This window comes from Providencia sp. PROV210, assembly GCF_028479445.1.
GTDB lineage: Bacteria > Pseudomonadota > Gammaproteobacteria > Enterobacterales > Enterobacteriaceae > Providencia > Providencia rustigianii.
On the sequence record NZ_JAMPNQ010000006.1, the window covers coordinates 32,984 to 54,902 of the forward strand.

Genomic DNA, 21,919 nt, shown 5'->3' on the forward strand with positions numbered 1-21,919 from the left:
AAAATGAGCTCTACCACTGATTTTCTGAAGCATATATACGATATTAATCTTTCATATTTGCTGTTAGCTCAAAAGCTTATCTCCCAGGAAAAAGCCACTGCGATGTTTCGACTCGGTATCTCTGATTCGATGGCAAACACTTTAGCAGAACTCTCTCTACCTCAATTGGTTAAATTAGCGGAAACAAACCAGTTAATCTGTCAATTTAGATTTGATAGCAGCGATACGATTGAAAAATTAACCCGCGATTCTCGAGTTGATGAACTTCAACAAATTCATACAGGTATCCTTCTTTCGACTCGATTATTGCAAACGCACAATGAGTCCGATTCAGATATAGTGAGAAAAAGATGAGTAGCGTAGCTGAAAAAAGTATCGTCAAGGAAGCTAATGATATTCGTTTAGCCATGGAATTGATTTCCCTCGGCGCCCGTCTTCAAATGTTAGAAAGCGAAACACAAATCAGCCGTGGACGTTTAGTCCGTTTATACAAAGAGTTACGAGGTTGCCCGCCACCAAAAGGGATGCTGCCTTTTTCTACCGATTGGTTCATGACATGGGAACAAAATATTCATTCATCCATGTTTTATAACGCCTACCAATTTCTACTCCAGTCCGGTCAATGTGAAGGGGTAGATGCGATTTTGAAAGCGTATAAACTTTACTTAGAACAATGCATTCCTGAAGAAGGAAAAGAGCCAATTTTAGCACTCACTCGAGCTTGGACTCTGGTTAGATTTGTTGAAAGTGGCATGTTGCAGCGGTCTGGATGTAACTGCTGTAGTGGTTCATTTATCACTTACGCTCATATCCCTGAAAATAGTTTTACGTGCAGCTTGTGCCAACCGCCATCAAGAGCAATAAAAAAACGTAAACTTTCCGAGCATCTCGCCGATATTACGGAGTATCGACAGGATGGCATTACGAAAGCGGTAATGTAATTGGATTGATTTGGTAAACAGGCAAGTAGATTGCCTGTCCTTCCTCATATTCCCTTTGACTGCCATCTGTTAACCAACGGAGTGAAAGGGAATACTGTGTTAATACTCATCGGATATATCATTGTTACAGCTGCAGTTATTGGCGGCTATGTCATGGTCGGTGGTCATCTTGGCGCGCTGTACCAACCAGCTGAATTCGTTATTATTCTAGGGGCTGGGCTCGGCGCATTTGTAGTTGGTAACAGCGGTAAATCCATCGTTGCATTGTGCAAAGTATTACCAAGACTTTTCCGACGTTCAGCCTACAACAAAGCCATGTCCATGGATTTAATGGCTTTGCTATTTCAATTACTGAATAAATCCCGCCAACAAGGGCTGCTTGCCTTAGAAAAAGATATTGAAAATCCACAGGAAAGTGAAATTTTCACGCAATATCCTCGCATACTCAAAGATCCAACAGCCATGATGTTTATTGTGGATTATCTACGCCTTATGGTGACCAGTAACCTGCAAAGTCACGAAATTGAAGCGCTGATGGATGAGGAATTGGAAACCTTTCGTCAAGAAAATGAAGTTCCGGCCACTGGCTTGAATATGGTGGGTGAATCGATGCCTGCATTTGGGATTGTTGCTGCGGTATTAGGTGTTGTCAATGCACTCGGTGCAGCAGATCGTCCTGCGGGTGAATTGGGAGCGTTGATTGCTCATGCAATGGTAGGAACATTTCTTGGCATTTTAGTCGCATACGGATTTATTTTACCGTTAGCGAGTTTGGTTCGTCAGCGCAGCACTGAGCAGCTCAAGTTAATGGAATGCATCAAGGTCACTTTTTTGTCCTCTTTGCAAGGTTATGCCCCGCAAATTGCAGTCGAGTTTGGTCGTAAGGTGCTGTTTAGCGTAGATAGGCCTTCCTTTATCGAGCTGGAAGACAAAGTTCGTGAAGTGAAAGTGGGTAACCGAACAACTGAAACTAGTGAGGAATAATTGACCATGGCTGGCAATCATCCTCAAATTATTCGTGTCAAAAAACGTGGTGGTCATCAGCAAGGTAGCCATGGAGGTGCATGGAAAATTGCTTATGCAGATTTTATGACTGCAATGATGGCCTTCTTTCTAGTGATGTGGTTGATTTCTATTTCCAGCCCACAAGAGTTAACTAAGATTGCTGAATATTTTCGTACTCCATTAAGTGTTGCGATTAATCCTGGTTCAAAAAGTGGGGACGCGACAAATCCCATACCTGGTGGCGGTAAAGATCCGATATTTCGTGATGGTGATGTGATGCCTGAGCCAAATAATATCATCTCAGGGGATGCTAATTATCGTTTTGAAAAACTAAAAGAAAACCTTGAGCAAGCCATATTACAAGACCCCCGTTTGAATGAATTAAAGCCTCATTTACTTATCGACATGATCAACGATGGTCTACGTATCCAAATCGTTGATAGTGCCAATAGACCGATGTTCAAAGTGGGTTCCGCGATAGTCGAGCCCTATATGCGCGATATTTTACGTGCCATTGCACCATTACTGAACGACGTACCAAATCGTATTAGCATTTCGGGACACACGGACGATTTACCTTATGCCAGCGAAGCCTATTACAGCAACTGGGAACTGTCATCAGACCGTGCGAATGCTTCTCGCCGTGAACTGATCATGGGTGGCATGGAAGAGCAAAAGATTTTACGTGTTGTTGGGATGGCGTCATCTATCCACTTGGACAAAGAAAATGGCTTAGCGCCAATAAACCGGCGGATCAGCATCATCGTATTAAATGAAGATGAAACTAATCAAATTTTGCATGAATACGATGGAGCAACACCGATTCATGATGTGCTTAAAAAGCCACAACAAGATGTGCCGATTCAGGCAACTAACGAAGTCGTAACCGTTAAAGTGGGAAAATAAATTCACAAATTAACAATGACTTATATCGATAATTAATCAAAATATTCACTGCTAGAGTTTTTAGCAGTGAGCATTAAGTGAAACTTAAGCGAAATTGGATAAAAAGCATGGATATTACCGAGTTTTATCAAACGTTTTTCGATGAAGCTGATGAACTGCTCAGGGATATGGAACAGCATTTACTTGAGCTTGATCCTGTCGACCCAGATAGCGAGCAACTCAATGCCATATTCCGTAGTGCCCACTCGATTAAGGGGGGGGCGGCAACTTTTGGTTTCACGCACCTACAAAATACAACTCACACCTTAGAAAATTTACTCGATAAAGCTCGGCATGACGAGCTAACACTAACACCGGATATTATTGATGTTTTCTTAGATGCTAAGGATGTAATGGCATCACAGTTGGATGCCTATAAAAATGATTCATTACCTGATGATGAAACTTTCCAACATATCTGCGATGTACTAAAAAGTGTGGAGCACGGTGTTGGAGAAGTGAATTTTGATGAGGAGTCTATTGCAGCAATGGAAACGGTTACTGATACCGTTTCAGAATCTGCAATTCAAACCAACACTGCGCTTACGAATGATGAATTTTCTCACTATTTTATCATTACATTGAATTCACTGAAATCAACCGAAGTTGATGTTTTAGCAGATGAATTAGGTCTATTTGGTCGTTTATTCGGTACAGAAAAAAGTGAATCTAGCCTAAAAGCATGGCTGGGAACCAACACGGATATCGATGACATTTGCGGTGTATTGTGTTTCGTCGTGGATGAATCCCAGATTGAGCACTGTGCAACAAATTATGAAGCGTGCCAAGGCTTTATCCTAGGTGGTGGCGAACCAAATAAAGTTGTGGATGTAGAAGCGACTCTCGATGAACTGGCTGCAACGGTAGAAGAATTAGCCGCAATGGTTGAAAAACCGGTAGGGCAGATTGAAACCACTAAAGTGATTGCTCCGGTGGTAACGCCTGCATCTGCTGTATCGTCCTCTTCTTCAGCAAAAAAAGCTGCCGCTGCGAAGCCAAAAGGCGATTCGAGCAGTATCCGTGTCGCTGTTGAGAAGGTTGACCAACTGATTAATTTAGTGGGTGAACTTGTCATTATTCAATCGATGTTGACCCAACATAGCCAGCAAGTTGATCAAAACGAATATTCAGATTTACTCAGTTCCATCGTGCAACTAGAACGAAATTCTCGCGCGCTCCAAGAATCCGTTATGTCCATTCGCATGATGCCGATGGATTATGTATTTAGCCGTTTCCCTAGAATGGTTCGTGATATTGCCTCAAAACTGGGCAAGAAAATAGAGCTTAAGGTGGAAGGTAGCTCGACAGAGTTAGATAAGAGCTTGATTGAACGTATCGTTGATCCATTGAACCACCTTGTACGTAACAGCCTCGACCATGGAATTGAAAAACCAGAAGTTCGTCTTGCTAATGGTAAATCTGAAGCGGGTACGTTAACGCTTTCTGCTGCACATCAGAGTGGCAATATCTGTATTGAAGTTCGTGATGATGGAGCAGGATTGAACCGTGAACGAATTCTTGCCAAAGCCCGCTCTCAAGGCATGAATATTCATGATGCGATGACCAATGACGAAGTCGCGATGCTGATTATGGCGCCAGGATTTTCGACAGCCGAAGTGATTACTGATGTATCAGGTCGTGGCGTGGGTATGGACGTAGTGAAACGTAATATCCAAGACATGGGTGGACGAATTCAAATTGGTTTTACCGAAGGAAAAGGCACCATTATTCGTATTTTACTGCCACTAACATTGGCTATTCTGGATGGAATGTCAGTAAAAGTTGCAGATGACGTTTTCATTGTGCCGCTTAGTGCGATTATTAGTACGCTACAACCTCGCCCTGAAGATATTTATCGTCTCGCGGGAGAAGAAAAAATGCTTTTAGTTCGAGGCGAATATTTACCACTCGTCGAACTCCACCAAGTCTTTTCTATCGAAAATGCCGAACCTAATTTAGCAAATAGCATTGCGTTAATTATTCAAAATGCGGGGCATCGTTTTGCTTTATTAGTCGATAAGTTAGTTGGTCAGCAGCAAGTCGTGGTGAAAAATATTGCCAGTAATTACCGCAAAGTTCCGGGTATTTCCGCCGCAACCATCATGGGCGATGGCTCAGTCTCCCTAATTTTAGATGTTGCAGAATTACAACGAATGAACAACCACATTTTGATTAATAAGAAACAGCCTGTTTCTCAACCCGTAATGCACTAAATAGAGGCTAAACACCATGTCTATGTTAGATGATGATTTAAACAAGCTCGAAGAAGAAAAAAATGGCGAAGGCTACCTCGTTTTTACGCTTGGTGAAGAAGAGTACGGAATTGAAATTTTAAAAGTACAGGAAATTCGTGGTTACGAGCAAGTAACGCGTATAGCGAACACGCCTCATTTTATTAAAGGCGTTACTAATCTGCGTGGAGTGATAATTCCTATCATCGATCTGCGGATTAAATTTTCCCATGAAAATGTGGTGTACAACGATAATACGGTCGTCATTGTGGTTAACCTGAAAGACCGCGTTGTCGGGATTGTGGTTGATGGCGTATCGGATGTGTTGGTGCTGAACGAAGATCAAATCGCTCCACCACCAGATTTTGCTGTCACGCTATCTACTCAGTATTTAACTGGGCTGGGTACGATGGGTGAAAGGATGTTAATTCTCGTCGATATTGAAAAATTATTGACCAGTGAAGAAATGGCACTAATCGACCATATTGCGGAGTGATCATCCGCTGATCACCTCGTTTCTGCTGTCAATTTGCTCAAAAATGCCAGAGGCACTCACTAAAGTTTTTGAGCAGATGACCGATATCCAAATTACAACAACATTATGTTAGTAAAACGCCATGTACAGTCGAATTAAAATCGTTTCAGGACTTTTGTCCGTTATTTTTCTTTTTATTTTATTGCAGCTGGTTTCAAGTGGTTTGATGTTTACCAAACTAGGCGATAACAGCGACAGCATTAATTATTTGAATTCTCTTCAACGCCAAAGACAAGTTCTTACTGAAAGTTGGGTTAATTTATTACAGGCTCGCTCTGATTTAAACCGCTCGATCAATGCTTATTTGTTGGAAGAACTCAACATTAAGGATGATGCATCAGCTGGTGACTTAATCAAATCGGCACATGATAAATTTACAGCCGCTGATGACGCTTACGGTCGATACAGAAAGATGATGGAAAATACCTCCATTGATAAAGACCAGTTTGATAGATTACTCAAGTCTTATGAAGACTATCGTGTGGCATTAACAAAACTCGCTGAATATGCGGAAAAAGGTGACTTAAACGGTTTCTATGCTCATAGAACATCGGGACTACAAGCTAAATTTGAAGAGCAATTCAGTGCTTATTTTGCTGATATTGCAGCTGATTTCCAAGCTGAAATTGATAATGCAGAAGGAAACTACCGTGAATCTTTATATATGCTGGTGGTTTTATCAATCTTGTTAGCACTGATTGGTTTCTTCAGTTATCGCTATGTGCGTAAAGGAATTACTGAGCCATTAAATACACTGATTGAACGCATCAAAGTATTTGCAGCAGGGGACTTAACACCCAAAATTGATACCTCAGCACACAATGAAATTGGTGAGCTAGCCGGTGGTGTTCAGCATATGCAACAAGAGCTGATCAATACGGTGCGTGGTGTTCTAGATGGTAGTGAAACTATCTATCAAGGAACCACAGAAATTGCAGCCGGTAATAATGATTTGTCATCGCGTACTGAACAGCAGGTAGCTTGTTTAGAAGAAACTTCAGCGAGCATGAGCGAGTTAACGGCGACCGTTAAACAGAATACTGAATATGCTCATCAAGCGAGTGAGTTCGCGAGCCAAGCCTCAGTGATTGCAAAAGAAGGCGGCAAAGTCGTCTCTAATGTGGTTCACACCATGCGCAATATTGCGGATAGCTCCCAAAAAATCTCTGACATTACTGCGGTCATCGATAGCATCGCATTCCAAACCAACATCTTAGCGCTTAATGCTGCCGTAGAAGCTGCACGTGCCGGTGAACATGGTCGTGGATTTGCTGTTGTTGCTGACGAAGTTCGTAACCTAGCTCAACGCAGTGCGGATGCAGCGAAAGAGATCAAAACGCTGATCGAAGACTCTGTTTCTAGAACGGATGTTGGGGCTCGTCAAGCAGAAGATGCTGGCGAAACTATGACCAAAATTGTTGATTCTGTCACTCGTGTTACCGACATCATGACGCACATCGCTACAGCGTCAGATGAGCAAAGCAAAGGGATTTCTCAAGTCAGCATCGCAGTGGCTGAGATGGATAAAGTGACTCAACAAAATGCCTCACTTGTCGAGCAATCGGCAGTGGCTGCTAACGTACTGGAAGAGCAAGTTGCTAAGCTCTCTCAATTAATTTCCATTTTCCGTTTACCTGCACTGGATCATGGCAAAGTACGCAATGCTCAACCTGCACCAAGAACAGTCTCTAATATTGTTAAAACACCGGATTTATCTAAGATTTCTTCGAAAAATCACAAAGATGATGATAATTGGGAAACCTTCTAAAGAGTAAATCCAATCTAGCGCTGTGGGAGTTTATCCCGCAGCGTTTTTATATGTTTAAGCTCGATAATTAAAAAGAGCCAATTATTTGGCTGTCATAAGTAGGGGATTAAATATGTTAGGAAAAAATATCAAAATTTCAGTGAGCTTATACTTACTCCTAATCCTATTTTGTGGCATGCAGTTAGCCTCAAGTGGGATTTCTGTAGGTATCGTCAATAGTGAACTGAAATCCTTAGAAAATATTGATTTGGGATCTAAAAAGCGTGCATTACTTGAAGAGACCAGCAAGCACTTAATGCAGGCACGCAATAGCCTGACACAAATTGCTTTATTACTGAAAGAAGGCGGCCACAACGATTTAATCGAAGAAACCCGCAAGATTTTTGATGATTACTTAGTCGAAGCAAATAACGATTACGCCGAATTTAAAGCCCAACCTGTGTTGAGTGAAAAAGAAAATCTCTCTGCATTAGAAGAGAAATTTAACTCTTTTATTGTCACGTTAAATGCCTTGAATACTCACCTTGATAACAATGATGTCGCGGCGTATATCGCATTACCCGCTCAAAAAAACCAAGATGAATTAATTAAGGTTATTAACAGTTATCTTTCTGTTTTAAATGATGAAAGCAATGCCTCCATTGCAGATGCAAGATTCTATAACCAATTTGCATGGACCTCATTCTTCAGCGTCGTTGTCATTATCTTTTTGGTCATTGGTGTTGTGCACCTGTGGCTCAAACGCAAAGTTATTTCCCCGTTAAACAGCATGAGTGAACATTTCATGCAGGTTGCGGAAGGAAAACTGAATCAGAATATTGAAATTTCATTCCGTGATGAAATTGGCGATGTCTTCGAAAAATTGAAATTGATGCAGCATTCACTGGCAAAAACAGTGACATCTATTCGAGTGAATACAGACCAAATGTCTACCGGTATTCGCGAGATTGCTCTAGGCAATAATAACTTATCCTCAAGAACTGAACAGCAAGCTGCATCATTAGAAGAAACGGCAGCAAGTATGGAAGAGTTGACCGCGACGGTAAAACAAAACGCGGATAATGCACGTCAAGCGAGTGAATTAGCCGTGACTGCATCAAGAACAGCAACCAAAGGTGGCGAAATTACGGAAGAGGTCATTGACACAATGACTTCGATTTCTAATAGCTCACAAAAAATCAGCGCCATTATTAGTGTTATTGATGGTATTGCATTCCAAACCAATATTTTAGCACTGAATGCGGCGGTTGAAGCGGCACGAGCGGGTGAACAAGGTCGTGGATTCTCTGTGGTAGCGGGTGAAGTTCGCGCATTAGCACAACGTAGCGCTGAAGCAGCAAAAGAGATCAAAGCGCTGATCGATGAATCAGTTGGACGTGTTAGCCAAGGTTCTGTATTGGTCAATGAAGCTGGGCAAACCATGAACGAATTGGTAGCAGCAGTAAATCAAGTTACTGAATTAATGGGAAATATTGCATCCGCTTCCAATGAGCAGAGTCGTGGTATCGAACAAGTAGCCGTTGCTGTAAGTCAAATGGACTCAGTGACCCAACAAAACGCCGCTCTTGTTGAGCAATCAACCAGTGCAACCGCCGCCTTAGAAGATCAGGCGAATAACTTGGTTGAAACCGTGGCATTTTTTGAATTACCTGAGCAATCAGGACGAATGAGACGCTGATTAGGATCTCTTCCTAGCTCGTTACATGTTCGACAATTTGGCAGCCATATTACTGGCTGCCTCACCGGTTTTTATTGAATAGGACGACAAGTACGATGCTTTTAGTACCACAAATAGAACCTTTGACTGACGATGAATTTGGTCGAGTTTGTCGATTCATTCATAAAAAGTCTGGGATCGTCCTTACGATGAATAAAAAAAACATGGTCTATAACCGACTGTTAAAGCGGTTAAGGGACTCTAATATCGACAATTTTTCTGACTACTTACGGATGCTAGAACGTGAGCCAATGAATCCAGAATGGCAAGCATTTGTTAACGCATTAACGACGAATTTAACAGCATTTTTCCGAGAGCCTCATCACTTCGAAACCTTGACTGATTTCCTGAGAAGCCGACGTAATACCAACATTAACATATGGTGTGCGGCATCTTCTACGGGGGAAGAACCTTACTCAATCGCGATGACAGTGAGCGATGTTTTGGGTTCTAGTGCAGCAACCGCAAAGGTGATGGCAAGCGATATCGATACGGAAGTTTTAGAAAAAGCGAAACAAGGGATTTATCGAGTCGAAGAGTTGAAAAACCTCAGCGCATTACAGCGCCAACGTTATTTCATGAAAGGGGTGGGGGAATATGAAGGTTTTGCCCGTGTAAAACCCGCGCTGAGCAATATGATTGAATTTCGTCACTTAAATTTAAGTGACAGTGATTGGCAAATACAGCATCGATTTGATGCAATCTTTTGCCGTAACGTCATGATTTATTTTGATAAAGAAATGCAGATAAAACTACTAGAGCGCTTTGCGCCATTATTAAAGCCAGACGGCTTATTGTTTATCGGTCACTCTGAAAATATTTCTCAACTATCCAAACAGTTTGTGATCAACGGACAAACCGTCTATAGCTTGCAATCAGTGAGGAGAGAATAATGAAAAAAATCAAAGTATTGTGTGTTGATGACTCCGCGCTGATGCGCCAATTGATGCGTGAAATCATTAATAGCCACCACGATATGGAAGTCGTCGATACGGCACCAGATCCCTATGTAGCTCGGGATCTGATTAAACAGCTAGAACCTGACGTTGTGACCCTTGATGTTGAAATGCCAAGAATGGATGGTATTGATTTTTTAGAAAAATTAATGCGATTACACCCAATTCCGGTTGTTATGGTGTCGACGTTAACATCTAAAGGCTCTGAGGTGACATTAAAAGCATTGGAGCTGGGCGCGGTGGACTTTGTGACTAAGCCACAGATTGGTATCCGCGAAACCATGATGAGCTATCGCGAGTTAATAGGTGAAAAAATCCGCGCCGCTGCGATGTCTAAAATGTCACAACGCAGCCGTTTTGCTCGTACAGAGAAAAAAGTGCCGGAGCCTGTGACATTAGCTAAACCACTTTCGCCATATGCGTGCAATAGCCGAGTGATAGCGGTAGGGGCATCGACAGGGGGGACGGAAGCTATTCGTCAATTCTTAGAGATGCTACCAAGAGAATGTCCTCCGGTAGTGATCACTCAGCATATGCCTGCGGGTTTTACGCGCTCTTTTGCCGAGCGGCTTAACAAGCTGTGCTCATTAACGGTTAAAGAAGCTGAGCACAACGAATTGCTGCAAAAAGGCTGCGCTTATATTGCCCCCGGAGATTCTCATATGCTCATTACGGATAAAGGCAAAGGCTACCAAATTATTTTAGAACAAAGTGAACCCGTGAACCGTCATCGCCCTTCGGTGGATGTGATGTTCGATTCTGTGGCGAAACATGTCGGTCGTAAATGTATTGGGGTGTTATTGACCGGAATGGGAATGGATGGCGCGAAAGGTTTACTGAATTTGCACCAACAGGGCGCAATAACCTATGCCCAGAATGAAAGCAGTTGTGTGGTATTTGGTATGCCTCGTGCAGCGATCGAAATGAATGCTGCTGATGAGGTGCTCGATATCCTTAAAATTGCCCCGAGTTTGTTAACAAAACTTTCGTCTGTCACCATTTAGTGATGGCAGTTATTCATCATTGTATTTTTTGAAGGAGTGGTTATGGCCGCTAAAGATCTCAGTTTTCTGGTTGTTGATGATTTCTCCACGATGCGCAGAATCGTTCGCAACTTATTAAAAGAACTTGGTTTTAATAAAATCGATGAAGCCGAGGATGGGGTTGATGCACTGGAAAAAATCCGTGCTGGAAATATCGATTTTGTGGTTGCTGACTGGAATATGCCCAATATGGATGGCTTAGAATTGCTGAAAACTATCCGTGGAGATGAAGCACTTAAACATATTCCTGTACTGATGGTGACGGCTGAAGCGAAGAAAGAAAACATCATTGCGGCAGCTCAAGCAGGTGCTAGCGGTTATGTTGTGAAACCGTTTACGGCGGCAATTCTTGAAGAAAAATTGAACAAAGTGTTTGAAAAAATGGGGCTGCAATAATCGCGCTTGCTAAAGGAGACAGTGATGATTGAACAAGTAACAATGAACGGCAGCCGCACAGGTACTGGAAATGAAGATTTAAAACAGGTCATTACACGTATTGGTACTTTGATGCGAACACTGAGAGAGAGCATGCGTGAGCTTGGTCTTGAAAAAAGTGTTCAACAAGCCGTGGCCAGTATTCCAGATGGTAAAGATCGTTTACGTTATATCGCTCAAATGACGGCACAAGCGGCAGAAAAAACCCTGAATGGCATCGATGTCATTAAGCCGCTACAAGTGAACATGAACAAAAATGCGATAGCGCTGCAACAACAGTGGCAAGCGGTTGCATCAAATGATGTTCCCGCCGAGCTACGTGAATCGACTCAAGATTTTTTGGGAACCGTGATTCAAGATAGTGAAGTGACTAAAGCGGAACTTATGGAAATCATGATGGCTCAAGACTTCCAAGATTTAACGGGTCAAGTCGTCAAAAAAATGATGGAAGTCGTTGAAGAAGCGGAAAAACAACTGCTAGCTTTATTAATGGAAAATACACCGCCAGAAATGCGTGCAAAAACCCAAAGTGAAAGTCTGCTAAATGGACCGCAGATTAATAAAGAGGGTGTGAATGTGATGGCATCGCAGTCACAGGTGGATGATCTTTTAGATGAACTAGGTTTTTAATTTTCGCTTTCTGCCATATTTTGAGTCATAGCATTGTTGGTTGCTCTTAGCTATGACTCAAACTACTTTGATTTATCTGTCAGAAAAACGTATTAAATGGCACTTGTTCACATTTAAACTGAGACTTTGCTTAAAGTGAATCTTGCTAAGATTATTTTTTCTTATTGAGCATCGACTTTAAATCAGCGAACGGATTATAGGTCGCTTCACCAACATCTTTTTGTGCATCTTCCCCAGCCACAACCGTTGTTCCGTATTGATCCGCTTCAGTATATTTTGAGTGTTCATGGTCATGACAAAATAGACACAATAACTCCCAGTTACTGCCATCCTCTGGGTTATTGGTATGGTCGTGATCAATATGGTGAACTGTTAATTCGCGTAGATTTGAATAAACAAACTCCCGTGTACAGCGTCCACATACCCACGGATAGATTTTTAGTGCTTTCTCACGGTAGCCACTTTCCAACCGAGTGTAGTTTTTTGGGATCAGAGCCATAATAAATAGTACCTGTTATCAATAGATGGTTTTGCATTTCTGCTATCAATATACCGCATTTTACATCATGGGTATTATAGGAAATAAATTTTTAAATTATCTCTTTTTTGCAGGTTTCATATCTTATTGCGAAACGCTTCCCAAAGTTGATGTCATATTACTCAATTGCCCAAAAACCCCTGCGAAGTGCATCTAATTTCCACCATTGAATTTTTTACACTCTGTCATGCTATAGCGACTATACGTATAGGCTGAATTTTTGGAAGCGATGTGTCTGACGAAAGTGATGTAGAAAAAACAGAAGAACCCACGCCCCATAAAAAGCAAAAAGCCAAAGATGATGGGCAAATCGTTCGATCAAAAGAACTGAGCTCCCTGATGATGATGTTAGCTGGGGTCAGTTTACTGTGGCTAAGTGGTGGGCACCTTGCCGCACAATTACGTCAAATCATGCGCCAAGGGTTTATTTTTGATGGCCACTACCTACAGAACACAAAGTTGATGCTCAATTATTTAGGCTCGGTAGTGAGTGAAGCACTATTTGCATTATTACCCGTGATTGGTGGGTTGGCGCTAGTTGGAATTTCAGCATCCTCATTGGTGGGAGGACTGCTATTCAACAGTAAGCTGATTAAATTTGATCCTAAAAAATTAGATCCGATTAAAGGATTGAAACGAATTTTTTCAATGAATGCCTTATCCGAGCTATTTAAGGCGATCTTGAAATCTTTATTTGTGGGACTGGGGACATGGATTTTTCTTTGGCAAAGTTGGCCATCATTACTGCATTTGGTGATGGAGCCCCCTGTCACGGCATTAGGAAATGCGCTAGAAAAAGTCATTTTTGCCGGTTACTTGATTGTTTTTATGTTGATTCCGATGGTGGCATTTGATGTGTTTTACCAATTTCGTTCGCATTTAAAAAAATTACGAATGAGCCGCCAAGAAATTAAAGATGAATTCAAGCAGCAAGAGGGTGACCCGCATATTAAAGCCAAAATTCGTCAACAACAGCGTGCGATTGCTCGCAACCGAATGATGGCCGATGTTCCCAGTGCAGATGTTATCGTCACTAACCCAACACACTATGCGGTAGCACTCAAATATGATGATAAAAAAATGGGGGCTCCAAAGGTATTGGCAAAAGGGGCGGGAGTTATCGCTCAACGCATAAAAGAAATTGGCGAAGAGAATCGAATTTTACAACTTGAAGCTCCTCCGTTAGCGCGTGCGTTATATCGACACGCTGAGATTGGACAAAGTATTCCTGTTGCGCTGTATGCAGCAGTAGCAGAAGTTTTAGCATGGGTTTACCAATTACGCCGTTGGCGTCGAGAAGGTGGCCTGAAACCCAAAAAACCGAAAAATTTACCAGTGCCACCGACGCTGGATTTTGCTGGAGATGACAATCGCGATGGCTAATTTGGCTACACTTTTAAAATTGCCGAAGAACTTACAGGGAACTCAGTGGCAAATTCTCGCTGGGCCCGTACTGATTTTGCTGATCTTGTCGATGATGGTTTTACCATTACCGGCATTTTTGCTCGACCTGCTGTTTACCTTTAATATTGCGCTCTCCATCATGGTGTTGTTAGTGGCGATGTTCACTAAACGGACATTGGATTTTGCGGCTTTCCCAACGATTTTATTATTTGCCACATTACTGCGTTTATCGCTCAATATCGCCTCTACTCGAATTATTTTATTAGATGGTCACACCGGACCTGATGCCGCAGGACGGGTAGTTGAAGCTTTTGGTCATTTCTTGGTAGGTGGTAATTTTGCCATTGGTATCGTGGTATTTATTATTCTCGTCTTGATTAACTTTATGGTCATTACCAAAGGTGCGGGGCGTATTGCTGAAGTGGGCGCTCGTTTTGTTCTTGATGGTATGCCTGGTAAGCAAATGGCAATCGATGCGGACTTAAACGCAGGAATTATTAATGATGATGAAGCCAAAAAACGCCGCTCAGAAGTAACTCAAGAAGCAGATTTTTACGGTTCGATGGATGGTGCGAGTAAGTTTGTCCGTGGTGATGCTGTCGCCGGTATTATGATCATGGTCATCAACGTGATTGGTGGTTTAATCATTGGTGTTGCTCAACACAATATGACCTTAGGTGATGCCACCAGTACATATACCCTATTAACTATTGGTGATGGACTTGTCGCTCAGATCCCAGCATTGATTATCTCTACCGCCGCAGGGGTAATTGTTACCCGTGTTGCAACCGATGAAGATGTCGGTGAGCAGATGGTCACTCAACTATTTAATAATCCTAGAGTTATGTGGCTAAGTGCGGGAGTTTTAGGGCTGATTGGTCTGATTCCTGGCATGCCAAATTTTGTGTTTCTCTTATTTACTGCGGCGCTAGCTGCATTAGGTTGGTATCTCGTTCGTAAATCCCAAAGCCCAGAGAAAGTTTCTGATGACGGTCAAGCACAACACTTTCAAGAAGCCAATAAAGTAGTGGAAGCGACTTGGGAGGATGTTCAGTTAGAGGACTTATTAGCGATGGAAGTGGGCTATCGCTTAATTCCACTCGTCGATAATGACCAGCAAGGGGAATTATTAGGCCGTTTACGTGGATTACGGAAAAAATTTGCTCAAGAAGTCGGGTACTTACCACCCGTGGTGCATATCTGCGATAACTTAGAATTGTCGCCATGTGAGTATCGTATTCTTATTAAAGGCGCAGAGGTCGGGCGCGGCGAAGCACAACCTGGTCGTAGCCTAGCGATTGATCCGGGAAATGCCGCTGGTTCATTGCAAGGGGATGTGACGAAAGAGCCAGCGTTCGGTTTACCTGCGGTTTGGATTGATGATGATTTCCGTGAACAAGCACAAATCCAAGGCTATACGGTTGTTTCTGCCAGTACCGCAGTAGCAACACACTTCAATCAAATTTTACTGCAATATTCAAGTACATTGTTTGGGCGTCAAGAAGCCCAAATGTTGTATGACCGAGTGAAAAAAGAGATGCCAAAACTGGCGGATGACCTGATCCCAGATACTATATCTTTGACAATTTTACATCGCGTTCTGCAAAACTTATTGATGGAAGATGTCGTGATCCGCGATATGCGCACCATTATTGAAACCTTAGCTGAAATGTCAGGGGAAAATGGTGAACAAAAAGATACCGACTATCTGACTTCTCAGGTACGGATCGCGCTTGGACGGGCAATTACCCAACAGTGGTTTGGTAATGCAGAAGAAATCCAAGTCATTGGTCTCGATGCTAAGTTAGAACAAATTCTGTTACAAGCGGCTAAAAATGGTGGCGGTTTAGAACCAAATCTTGCGCAATTTATTCAATCTCAAGCGGAAGAAGCGATTTCTCATCAAGAAGCCATGGGGGCACCAACGGTATTATTGGTGAATCACAGTTTACGATTGATATTGTCTCGTTTCTTGCGTCGTAGCTTGCCACAGTTGGTCGTGATGTCGAATTTAGAGATGACGGATCACCGTAAGATTAGAATGACGTCGATGATTAGCGGGTCATAAACAAACGATTAATTTATTGTTTAATACAGACAGGTAGCAGGCGATTTAATGGGGTTTTCTTGATGAAATCTTGTTTTTCGCCTGTTTTTTATTGATGACAACTGTAGTAAGGATTACTATGGTTTAATTGGTGGGCTAAGGATGGCAATTTATAAAACTAAGATTTTTAAGAGTAAGCTAAAAAAGCTAGAACTGGATGAAATTGACGTATTGTTAGCGGCTAAGCAGGTTTTATCCGGCTGTTATGAAGCGGATTTGGGTGGCGGTGTGATTAAAAAGCGTCTGGCTATTCAAGGCTTTGGGAAAAGAGCTGGAATACGAACGATTATTTTTTATAAACAAGGTTCTCATCTATTTTTTGCTGATGGTTGGTCCAAATCACGATTAGCCTCAAAAGGAAGAAAAGAAATTGAGGATGATGACCTTGAATCCTATAAAGATATTGCTCGAATATTACTAAACTCTGATCCAATAAAAATTGCACATATGCTTAAAACTGGTTATTTAATTGAGGTGAAAAATGTCTAATACGATGAAAGAGTTACTTGAATTTGCTCAAGGATTGGAAAAGATTGGAGTGACTGATGATATTGCCTCTCGACGTATTGAAGCAAGAATTAAGGCGAGAGAGTTAAAGGAGAAATTTAGTGCTCTTAAGCCAATGACGGGTGAGGATATTAAACGTATTCGCGAAGAGAATAATATTTCTCAATCATCTTTAGCGCTCATATTAAATATGACAAAAGAAAGTGTGTCTAAGTGGGAACGTGATGAAATCAAACCTAACGGCGCAGCGTTGAGATTACTAAATCTAATCGAGCAAAAGACTCTGATTATTTAACCAGATAGAGATAGATAACAGGGAGAGAGTCAGAAATCTAAATCGAGATTTTCTTTCCTAATGCAGGGCGTTTCGACTCTAAACCATCGGCACCATATGTGGATTGATTATTGTGTTTTTTCACAAAATTAAGGCGCTGTGAGTTCAGTTCAATATGCAGTTGTAGCATTTGGTGATTACGATAATTTAGCTCTTTTAATGAAGTGGTCAGGGCTTTAATCGATTCCCAAATATTACTCAGTACAAGGTTGTCATCGTAAGGCGCTGCAATCTGCGCTTGCTCTTCTAGCTGCAAACGGTGATTTTCGCCGTGACTAATAGCGGCGACCAAAAAGCGTTTTTGCTCAGTCGTTTCCTGAAAAGGTGACGGTGGAACGCGATGATAACCTAATAATAACTCTTCATTTTTCATCACAATTTCCAGTGATTGCAAATGACCCAATTGTTGTTCTAGTAATAGCAATAATTCGTCGTTCATAGTAATTCAATTTATTTCATGGAAAGCATACATTCATGGGCGTCACGCAAAATGCCATCAGCAATTTTACCTGCATCCATCGTTAAAGTGCCGTCTTTGATAGCTTGCTTGATCTTCTCGACTTTTGCAGTATCAATATCGGTTGCTTGAGGCTGGAGTAATTTCTTTTGTAATTCGCTGGGTGCGAAAGAACTTTCTTTAACTGCTTCATTAGCTGAAATTTTTTTATCGCGCATCGGGGCTGTCGCATCTTGTGGATCGCGAGTCGTAACCTGAGTCAGCGCAGAAATTGCAGATGTTTGCTCAATAGCCATAGTGTTTTTTCCTGTTCCCGATATTTTTCATATAGTCAGTTATCGGCAGATATTAATGAACCTTTAATATTCCGTTATATTTCAAGTTGCCGCTATGCCACTTTTTTTATTTTTTACTATGTCGGACGAATTGTAAAAATTATACCTGCAATTCCCATGAAAAACAGAAAATTATCATCCGCTAAGTTAATGATTATATTTCGCTTTCAATTAATTCAATGCAACCTGAACACTGCCATTTTCTTGAGCCTCACCATTCACAACTTGCCCATTAATTAACCGGACTCGAATATTCTCGCCGATGACAGCGTTGTTAATCGCTCTTCCTTCGTATTTCACCGAAAAATTATTTCCAGTCGCGAACACATGTACGGTTTGACCTGATTTGATTGCCCAAGGACGTCTTACCATTGAGTTGGTTAATGTTTGTCCCGCAGTGATATTACGTAGAGCAATGGTTCCACGTAATGCTATTTTTTCTGTTGCTGCTCCAGACGGTAATTGATGGATTAACCCTTTTTTTGTGCCGATATCTACAAATTCAATTGTCTCACCACGATTGATATTACGGGTTGCCACATAATATTGACCGGTCACATTGACGACTAATTGAATATATTGTTTTTTTTTGTCGCACTGTACGGGTAAGGAGACATTGCCCATATTTCTGCCCCCGCTTGGTGGGCTAATTTGGGGCTTATCACATTTTGGCCATTTATCTATCGGCGTTTTTATTTCAATAGAGACAGTATTTTGTTTACCGTGAATATGGCGAAAATACTGATCAATATCTTGGGGTAGTGAAGCTTGAACAGATAAAGGAATTAGATTTAATAGACTGATATATAAAATATATTTAACTAAATAAACACGTCTCATTACACCATCTCCTTTTCAGTATCTCACTTTTATTCCGCTGAAGTTTACCGACATCCTCAATAATGAATGAGGCAAATAGGTCAATAATTTTGCCTTTATCTCGCCATTAGATTTTTTATCTGCCAGCTAATATGAGCATCGAATTTTTGTATTGATGAAATCTGCAACCAAAAAATTCCTAATTTACTGATTAAAAAGTTAGGAATTGACTGAAATCCATTGAGGGTAACCATGATTGATAAATTAGATGCCACTTTTGCTTTTCAACAGCGGGCTTTGTCCATAAGAGAAGCAAGACAGACCGTTTTGGCATCTAACATCGCCAACTCGGATACCCCAGGCTATCAAGCTCGTGACATTGATTTTAATCGTCAATTGCAGCAAGCGATGGATAAAGGAGTTGTTAAAGGTAAGGGAATTTCACTGGCTGTGACGGCGAAAGGGCACATTGAAGGGCATGATATGCAGCCTGCGGCAATGGATCTGAAATACCGAGTACCTTACCAAACATCAATGGACGGAAATACCGTTGATATGGATATAGAACGTAGTCAATTTGCTGACAACACGTTGAAATATCAAGCCGATCTTACATTTATTAATAGCCAAGTCAAAAGTATGTTGGCCGTTCTACAGCAAGGGTAATTGTCATGGCTCTATTGAGTATTTTTGATATCTCCGCTTCCGCATTAACTGCGCAATCTCAACGCCTGAACGTGAGTGCCAGTAACATGGCGAACGCGGAAAGTGTGGCGGGTCCCGATGGACAACCTTACCGTGCAAAACAGGTCGTTTTCCAAATGGCTCCGCAAGGTCGTCATCAAGTGGGGGGCGTGCGAGTCAGTGAACTGATTGAAGATCCTTCTCCACCGCGCATGGAGTATAAACCGGGACATCCTCTTGCTGATGAAAAAGGTTATGTCCAGATGCCGAATGTCGACACGGTTGGTGAGATGATCAACACCATATCGGCATCACGTAGCTATCAAGCTAACTTAGAAGTGATGAATACCGCTAAAACATTGCTACAGAAAACCTTAACGCTAGGTCAGTAACGGAGACGCGAAATGGGGATTTCTGCCTCAATGAATGATTCTTTGGATAACTCTGTTGCAGGCCCAGCGGCTGCGGCAAGTAATGTACCAAAGAAAAGTCAAAGTGATGATATGCGTGACACATTTCTAACCATGATTGTGACGCAAATGCAAAACCAAGACCCAACAAAACCGATGGATAATGCCGATTTGACGGGGCAATTAGCGCAAATAGCCACCCTCGAGAGCATGAATAAGTTGAGCGATAGCGTGAGTGGCATTTCTCAGCAAATTGGTTCTGGACAATCATTACAGGCGACGCAATTAGTTGGAAAAGGGGTCCTGATCCCGCGTAATGAAATCATTTTAGCGCCACTGAAAAAAGAGAGTAACGGTGAAAATAGTACCGTGACCAAACCAGCAAATCCATTGCCAGATGAGGTGATCAGCGCGAACAGCCCATCGAATTTTGGTCTCAGTAATCTAGGGGCTAATGAAGGTGATGAGGGCTCTGAAGAGCCACAAACCGATTATATTTCATCGCCATTTGGTTTCTTCTTACCGAAGTTAGCCGATACCGTTGAAATTACCATTCGTGACAAAAACCGCACAGTTATCCGCACCATTAGCTATGACTCAGAAGTTAAACCCGATATTTACGATATGGCATGGGATGGGCGTGATAACAACGGCAATTTGGTTGCTGACCCGAAAGGTAAATATTTCTTTGATGTGAAAGCCGTCAGGATGGGGTCTGAAATTGAGGTCACCAAACTCGGCTATACCCGTGTCAATGGTGTAACACCCGGCTCAGATGCACCGTTATTGGATGTCGGCATAGGGCAAAGTGTGCCACTAAGCAGCATCTTCAAAGTGTATCCCGCATCTTAATTTTATTCCCCAAATATTTATGGAGAAAATATGTCTTTTTCACAAGCAGTTAGCGGCTTAAATGCAGCATCAGCGGGGCTAGATTCAATTGGTAACAATATTGCCAACTCCGCAACCAATGGTTTTAAAGGGGCAACGACATCGTTCGCTGATATGTTTGCCGGCTCAGGTGTTGGGTTAGGGGTTAACGTTGCTGCGGTTACCCAAAACTTTAAAGATGGTCCTATTACCCGAACTGATAGAGCGACCGATGTAGCGATTTCGGGCAACGGTTTTTTCCGTGTTGAAGACCAAAATGGCGATGTTTTTTATAGCCGTGATGGGCAATTTCAGCGCGATAAAAGCGGTAATTTAGTGAATAACCAAGGCATGGTTGTGACGGGGTATCCCGCTAGCGTTGATGCTAAAGGCAATGTGTCAATTCAAAGTGGTGGCGTACCTGCGGGCATGAATATCCCAACGGATATGATGGATGCAAAAAAATCTGAACTAGCCAAGTTAACCATTAACCTAAATTCAGAAGATAAAAAGAAAGACAAAGCGTTCGATTTAACAAAACCGGACGATATTGCGACCTATAACTTTAGTACCACGATGACTTCCTATGATAGCCAAGGGAATACTCATGAAATTTCAGTCTATTTTGTTAAGAATGATGATAATAAATGGACGGCATACGCTAAAGATGCCAGTGAAACAGACGCTAAAAAATTAGGTGATTTAGAGTTTGATGGCAATGGTAAGTTGAAAGATGCTGAAAATGCTATTTTTGATTTTGCTTACAATGGGTTAAATGGCGCTGATGGCGGCACGTTGAAAGTTGATCTTGGTAAAACCCGTCAACAAAAAGTCAGTGAATCTTCAGTCAGTGCCATCGATGTTAATGGCTATCCCGCAGGTGAATACACCACCTTCAAGATCGAAGATAACGGTCTGGTTGTGGCTAACTATTCTAACCAACAAAAACGTGTTGTTGGTCAAATAGCCTTATCTGCATTTGCTAACCCAAATGGTTTAGTTTCCCAAGGGGGTAACGTCTGGGCATCTTCAAATGCGTCGGGTAACCCGATGGATGGCGTACCGGGTGTGGGTCAGTTCGGTAAATTAACCAGCGGTGCATTAGAGTCCTCAAACGTGGATATGAGCCAAGAGCTGATTAGCATGATCGTGATGCAGCGTAACTATCAATCCAACGCACAAACCATCAAGACTCAAGACCAAATGCTACAAACATTGGTTAACTTACGTTAAGGGTAGAGGTTGTCC

General features: G+C 41.9%; 24 protein-coding genes. 20 read left to right on the forward strand and 4 right to left on the reverse strand.

Annotation, left to right across the window (positions count from 1 at the left end):
- Positions 1–3: 3 nt before the first annotated feature.
- The 12 genes from flhD to PR761_RS05475 all read left to right on the forward strand — a co-directional run bounded on the left by flhD (position 4) and on the right by PR761_RS05475 (position 12,206).
- The gene (gene flhD, locus PR761_RS05420) at positions 4–354 is read left to right on the forward strand and encodes a flagellar transcriptional regulator FlhD (RefSeq protein WP_154611029.1); all 351 of its coding nucleotides are present in this window, start codon (positions 4–6) and stop codon (positions 352–354) included.
- The gene (gene flhC, locus PR761_RS05425; protein ID WP_006813450.1) at positions 351–941 is read left to right on the forward strand and encodes a flagellar transcriptional regulator FlhC; all 591 of its coding nucleotides are present in this window, start codon (positions 351–353) and stop codon (positions 939–941) included. The genes flhD and flhC overlap by 4 nt, the downstream gene beginning before the upstream one ends.
- 96 nt (positions 942–1,037) lie before the next feature.
- Positions 1,038–1,925: a flagellar motor stator protein MotA gene (gene motA, locus PR761_RS05430; protein WP_039854245.1), complete on the forward strand. Its 888-nt coding sequence runs from the start codon at positions 1,038–1,040 to the stop codon at positions 1,923–1,925.
- A 6-nt stretch (positions 1,926–1,931) separates the two neighbouring features.
- Positions 1,932–2,852 carry a flagellar motor protein MotB gene (motB, locus tag PR761_RS05435; RefSeq protein WP_006813448.1) on the forward strand — a complete coding sequence of 307 codons (921 nt, stop codon included), beginning with the start codon at positions 1,932–1,934 and terminating at the stop codon, positions 2,850–2,852.
- 107 nt (positions 2,853–2,959) lie between these two features.
- Positions 2,960–5,104, forward strand: coding sequence for a chemotaxis protein CheA (gene cheA, locus PR761_RS05440; RefSeq protein ID WP_006813447.1), 2,145 nt, complete (start codon positions 2,960–2,962; stop codon positions 5,102–5,104).
- 16 nt (positions 5,105–5,120) lie between these two features.
- Positions 5,121–5,618 carry a chemotaxis protein CheW gene (gene cheW / locus PR761_RS05445; protein ID WP_039854244.1) on the forward strand — a complete coding sequence of 166 codons (498 nt, stop codon included), beginning with the start codon at positions 5,121–5,123 and terminating at the stop codon, positions 5,616–5,618.
- 121 nt (positions 5,619–5,739) lie between these two features.
- Positions 5,740–7,425, forward strand: a complete 1,686-nt coding sequence (locus PR761_RS05450; protein ID WP_006813444.1) for a methyl-accepting chemotaxis protein — start codon at positions 5,740–5,742, stop codon at positions 7,423–7,425.
- Positions 7,426–7,537: 112 nt separating this feature from the next.
- On the forward strand, positions 7,538–9,103 hold the full coding sequence (locus tag PR761_RS05455; RefSeq protein ID WP_006813443.1) for a methyl-accepting chemotaxis protein: 1,566 nt from the start codon (positions 7,538–7,540) through the stop codon (positions 9,101–9,103).
- A 95-nt stretch (positions 9,104–9,198) separates the two neighbouring features.
- Positions 9,199–10,035, forward strand: a complete 837-nt coding sequence (locus PR761_RS05460) for a chemotaxis protein-glutamate O-methyltransferase (protein ID WP_006813442.1) — start codon at positions 9,199–9,201, stop codon at positions 10,033–10,035.
- Positions 10,035–11,102, forward strand: coding sequence for a protein-glutamate methylesterase/protein-glutamine glutaminase (locus PR761_RS05465; protein WP_006813441.1), 1,068 nt, complete (start codon positions 10,035–10,037; stop codon positions 11,100–11,102). The genes PR761_RS05460 and PR761_RS05465 overlap by 1 nt, the downstream gene beginning before the upstream one ends.
- Positions 11,103–11,144: 42 nt before the next feature.
- Positions 11,145–11,537 carry a chemotaxis response regulator CheY gene (gene cheY, locus PR761_RS05470; RefSeq protein WP_006813440.1) on the forward strand — a complete coding sequence of 131 codons (393 nt, stop codon included), beginning with the start codon at positions 11,145–11,147 and terminating at the stop codon, positions 11,535–11,537.
- A 24-nt stretch (positions 11,538–11,561) separates the two neighbouring features.
- Positions 11,562–12,206: a protein phosphatase CheZ gene (locus PR761_RS05475; protein ID WP_115164155.1), complete on the forward strand. Its 645-nt coding sequence runs from the start codon at positions 11,562–11,564 to the stop codon at positions 12,204–12,206.
- 151 nt (positions 12,207–12,357) lie between these two features.
- Here PR761_RS05475 and yajD read toward each other — a convergent pair whose 3' ends face one another.
- Positions 12,358–12,705: an HNH nuclease YajD gene (gene yajD, locus PR761_RS05480; protein ID WP_006813437.1), complete on the reverse strand. Its 348-nt coding sequence runs from the start codon at positions 12,703–12,705 to the stop codon at positions 12,358–12,360.
- Between the two features lie 270 nt (positions 12,706–12,975).
- Between yajD and flhB the strand changes: the two genes are divergently transcribed.
- The 4 genes from flhB (at position 12,976) to PR761_RS05500 (ending at position 17,057) form a co-directional block, all read left to right on the forward strand.
- Complete coding sequence (gene flhB / locus PR761_RS05485) at positions 12,976–14,127, forward strand: flagellar biosynthesis protein FlhB (protein WP_006813436.1); 1,152 nt, start codon at positions 12,976–12,978, stop codon at positions 14,125–14,127.
- Entirely contained in the window at positions 14,120–16,216 is a 2,097-nt protein-coding gene (gene flhA / locus PR761_RS05490; RefSeq protein WP_006813435.1) for a flagellar biosynthesis protein FlhA, read from the forward strand. The genes flhB and flhA overlap by 8 nt, the downstream gene beginning before the upstream one ends.
- Before the next feature lie 141 nt (positions 16,217–16,357).
- Positions 16,358–16,744: a type II toxin-antitoxin system RelE/ParE family toxin gene (locus PR761_RS05495; RefSeq protein ID WP_112836535.1), complete on the forward strand. Its 387-nt coding sequence runs from the start codon at positions 16,358–16,360 to the stop codon at positions 16,742–16,744.
- The gene (locus PR761_RS05500) at positions 16,737–17,057 is read left to right on the forward strand and encodes a helix-turn-helix domain-containing protein (RefSeq protein ID WP_006813433.1); all 321 of its coding nucleotides are present in this window, start codon (positions 16,737–16,739) and stop codon (positions 17,055–17,057) included. Before PR761_RS05495 ends, PR761_RS05500 begins: the two co-directional genes overlap by 8 nt.
- Positions 17,058–17,094: 37 nt before the next feature.
- On the opposite strand, the gene PR761_RS05505 is transcribed toward PR761_RS05500, so the two are convergent.
- The 3 genes from PR761_RS05505 to flgA form a co-directional block, all read right to left on the reverse strand.
- A complete protein-coding gene (locus PR761_RS05505; protein WP_006813432.1) occupies positions 17,095–17,535 on the reverse strand; it encodes a flagella synthesis protein FlgN in 441 nt (146 codons plus the stop codon).
- 11 nt (positions 17,536–17,546) lie between these two features.
- A complete protein-coding gene (gene flgM, locus PR761_RS05510) occupies positions 17,547–17,849 on the reverse strand; it encodes a flagellar biosynthesis anti-sigma factor FlgM (protein WP_006813431.1) in 303 nt (100 codons plus the stop codon).
- 210 nt (positions 17,850–18,059) lie between these two features.
- Positions 18,060–18,728, reverse strand: a complete 669-nt coding sequence (flgA, locus tag PR761_RS05515) for a flagellar basal body P-ring formation chaperone FlgA (protein WP_154611030.1) — start codon at positions 18,726–18,728, stop codon at positions 18,060–18,062.
- 231 nt (positions 18,729–18,959) lie between these two features.
- On the opposite strand from flgA, the gene flgB reads away from it, so the two are divergent.
- Genes flgB through flgE form a run of 4 tightly spaced genes read left to right on the forward strand, consistent with a single transcriptional unit; the run spans position 18,960 to position 21,904 of the window.
- The gene (gene flgB / locus PR761_RS05520) at positions 18,960–19,373 is read left to right on the forward strand and encodes a flagellar basal body rod protein FlgB (RefSeq protein ID WP_126436701.1); all 414 of its coding nucleotides are present in this window, start codon (positions 18,960–18,962) and stop codon (positions 19,371–19,373) included.
- A gap of 5 nt (positions 19,374–19,378) precedes the next feature.
- Positions 19,379–19,783 carry a flagellar basal body rod protein FlgC gene (gene flgC / locus PR761_RS05525; RefSeq protein ID WP_006813426.1) on the forward strand — a complete coding sequence of 135 codons (405 nt, stop codon included), beginning with the start codon at positions 19,379–19,381 and terminating at the stop codon, positions 19,781–19,783.
- Positions 19,784–19,795: 12 nt separating this feature from the next.
- Complete coding sequence (locus tag PR761_RS05530; protein ID WP_115164158.1) at positions 19,796–20,653, forward strand: flagellar hook assembly protein FlgD; 858 nt, start codon at positions 19,796–19,798, stop codon at positions 20,651–20,653.
- 30 nt (positions 20,654–20,683) lie between these two features.
- Positions 20,684–21,904, forward strand: coding sequence for a flagellar hook protein FlgE (flgE, locus tag PR761_RS05535; protein WP_126459611.1), 1,221 nt, complete (start codon positions 20,684–20,686; stop codon positions 21,902–21,904).
- The last annotated feature ends 15 nt before the right edge of the window (positions 21,905–21,919 follow it).

What these genes read in the sequence shown, in the direction of transcription:
- PR761_RS05455 (WP_006813443.1), top strand. Translation starts at nt 7,538, where the DNA reads ATGTTAGGAAAAAATATCAAAATTTCAGTGAGCTTATACTTACTCCTA.
- PR761_RS05475 (WP_115164155.1), top strand. Translation starts at nt 11,562, where the DNA reads ATGATTGAACAAGTAACAATGAACGGCAGCCGCACAGGTACTGGAAAT.
- yajD (WP_006813437.1), bottom strand. Translation starts at nt 12,705, where the DNA reads ATGGCTCTGATCCCAAAAAACTACACTCGGTTGGAAAGTGGCTACCGT.
- PR761_RS05505 (WP_006813432.1), bottom strand. Translation starts at nt 17,535, where the DNA reads ATGAACGACGAATTATTGCTATTACTAGAACAACAATTGGGTCATTTG.
- flgE (WP_126459611.1), top strand. Translation starts at nt 20,684, where the DNA reads ATGTCTTTTTCACAAGCAGTTAGCGGCTTAAATGCAGCATCAGCGGGG.
- flhC (WP_006813450.1), top strand. Translation starts at nt 351, where the DNA reads ATGAGTAGCGTAGCTGAAAAAAGTATCGTCAAGGAAGCTAATGATATT.
- flhD (WP_154611029.1), top strand. Translation starts at nt 4, where the DNA reads ATGAGCTCTACCACTGATTTTCTGAAGCATATATACGATATTAATCTT.
- flgA (WP_154611030.1), bottom strand. Translation starts at nt 18,728, where the DNA reads ATGAGACGTGTTTATTTAGTTAAATATATTTTATATATCAGTCTATTA.
- cheA (WP_006813447.1), top strand. Translation starts at nt 2,960, where the DNA reads ATGGATATTACCGAGTTTTATCAAACGTTTTTCGATGAAGCTGATGAA.
- PR761_RS05530 (WP_115164158.1), top strand. Translation starts at nt 19,796, where the DNA reads ATGGGGATTTCTGCCTCAATGAATGATTCTTTGGATAACTCTGTTGCA.
- cheY (WP_006813440.1), top strand. Translation starts at nt 11,145, where the DNA reads ATGGCCGCTAAAGATCTCAGTTTTCTGGTTGTTGATGATTTCTCCACG.
- PR761_RS05460 (WP_006813442.1), top strand. Translation starts at nt 9,199, where the DNA reads ATGCTTTTAGTACCACAAATAGAACCTTTGACTGACGATGAATTTGGT.
- flgB (WP_126436701.1), top strand. Translation starts at nt 18,960, where the DNA reads ATGATTGATAAATTAGATGCCACTTTTGCTTTTCAACAGCGGGCTTTG.
- flgC (WP_006813426.1), top strand. Translation starts at nt 19,379, where the DNA reads ATGGCTCTATTGAGTATTTTTGATATCTCCGCTTCCGCATTAACTGCG.
- cheW (WP_039854244.1), top strand. Translation starts at nt 5,121, where the DNA reads ATGTCTATGTTAGATGATGATTTAAACAAGCTCGAAGAAGAAAAAAAT.
- flhA (WP_006813435.1), top strand. Translation starts at nt 14,120, where the DNA reads ATGGCTAATTTGGCTACACTTTTAAAATTGCCGAAGAACTTACAGGGA.
- flgM (WP_006813431.1), bottom strand. Translation starts at nt 17,849, where the DNA reads ATGGCTATTGAGCAAACATCTGCAATTTCTGCGCTGACTCAGGTTACG.
- PR761_RS05450 (WP_006813444.1), top strand. Translation starts at nt 5,740, where the DNA reads ATGTACAGTCGAATTAAAATCGTTTCAGGACTTTTGTCCGTTATTTTT.
- PR761_RS05495 (WP_112836535.1), top strand. Translation starts at nt 16,358, where the DNA reads ATGGCAATTTATAAAACTAAGATTTTTAAGAGTAAGCTAAAAAAGCTA.
- motB (WP_006813448.1), top strand. Translation starts at nt 1,932, where the DNA reads ATGGCTGGCAATCATCCTCAAATTATTCGTGTCAAAAAACGTGGTGGT.
- PR761_RS05465 (WP_006813441.1), top strand. Translation starts at nt 10,035, where the DNA reads ATGAAAAAAATCAAAGTATTGTGTGTTGATGACTCCGCGCTGATGCGC.
- PR761_RS05500 (WP_006813433.1), top strand. Translation starts at nt 16,737, where the DNA reads ATGTCTAATACGATGAAAGAGTTACTTGAATTTGCTCAAGGATTGGAA.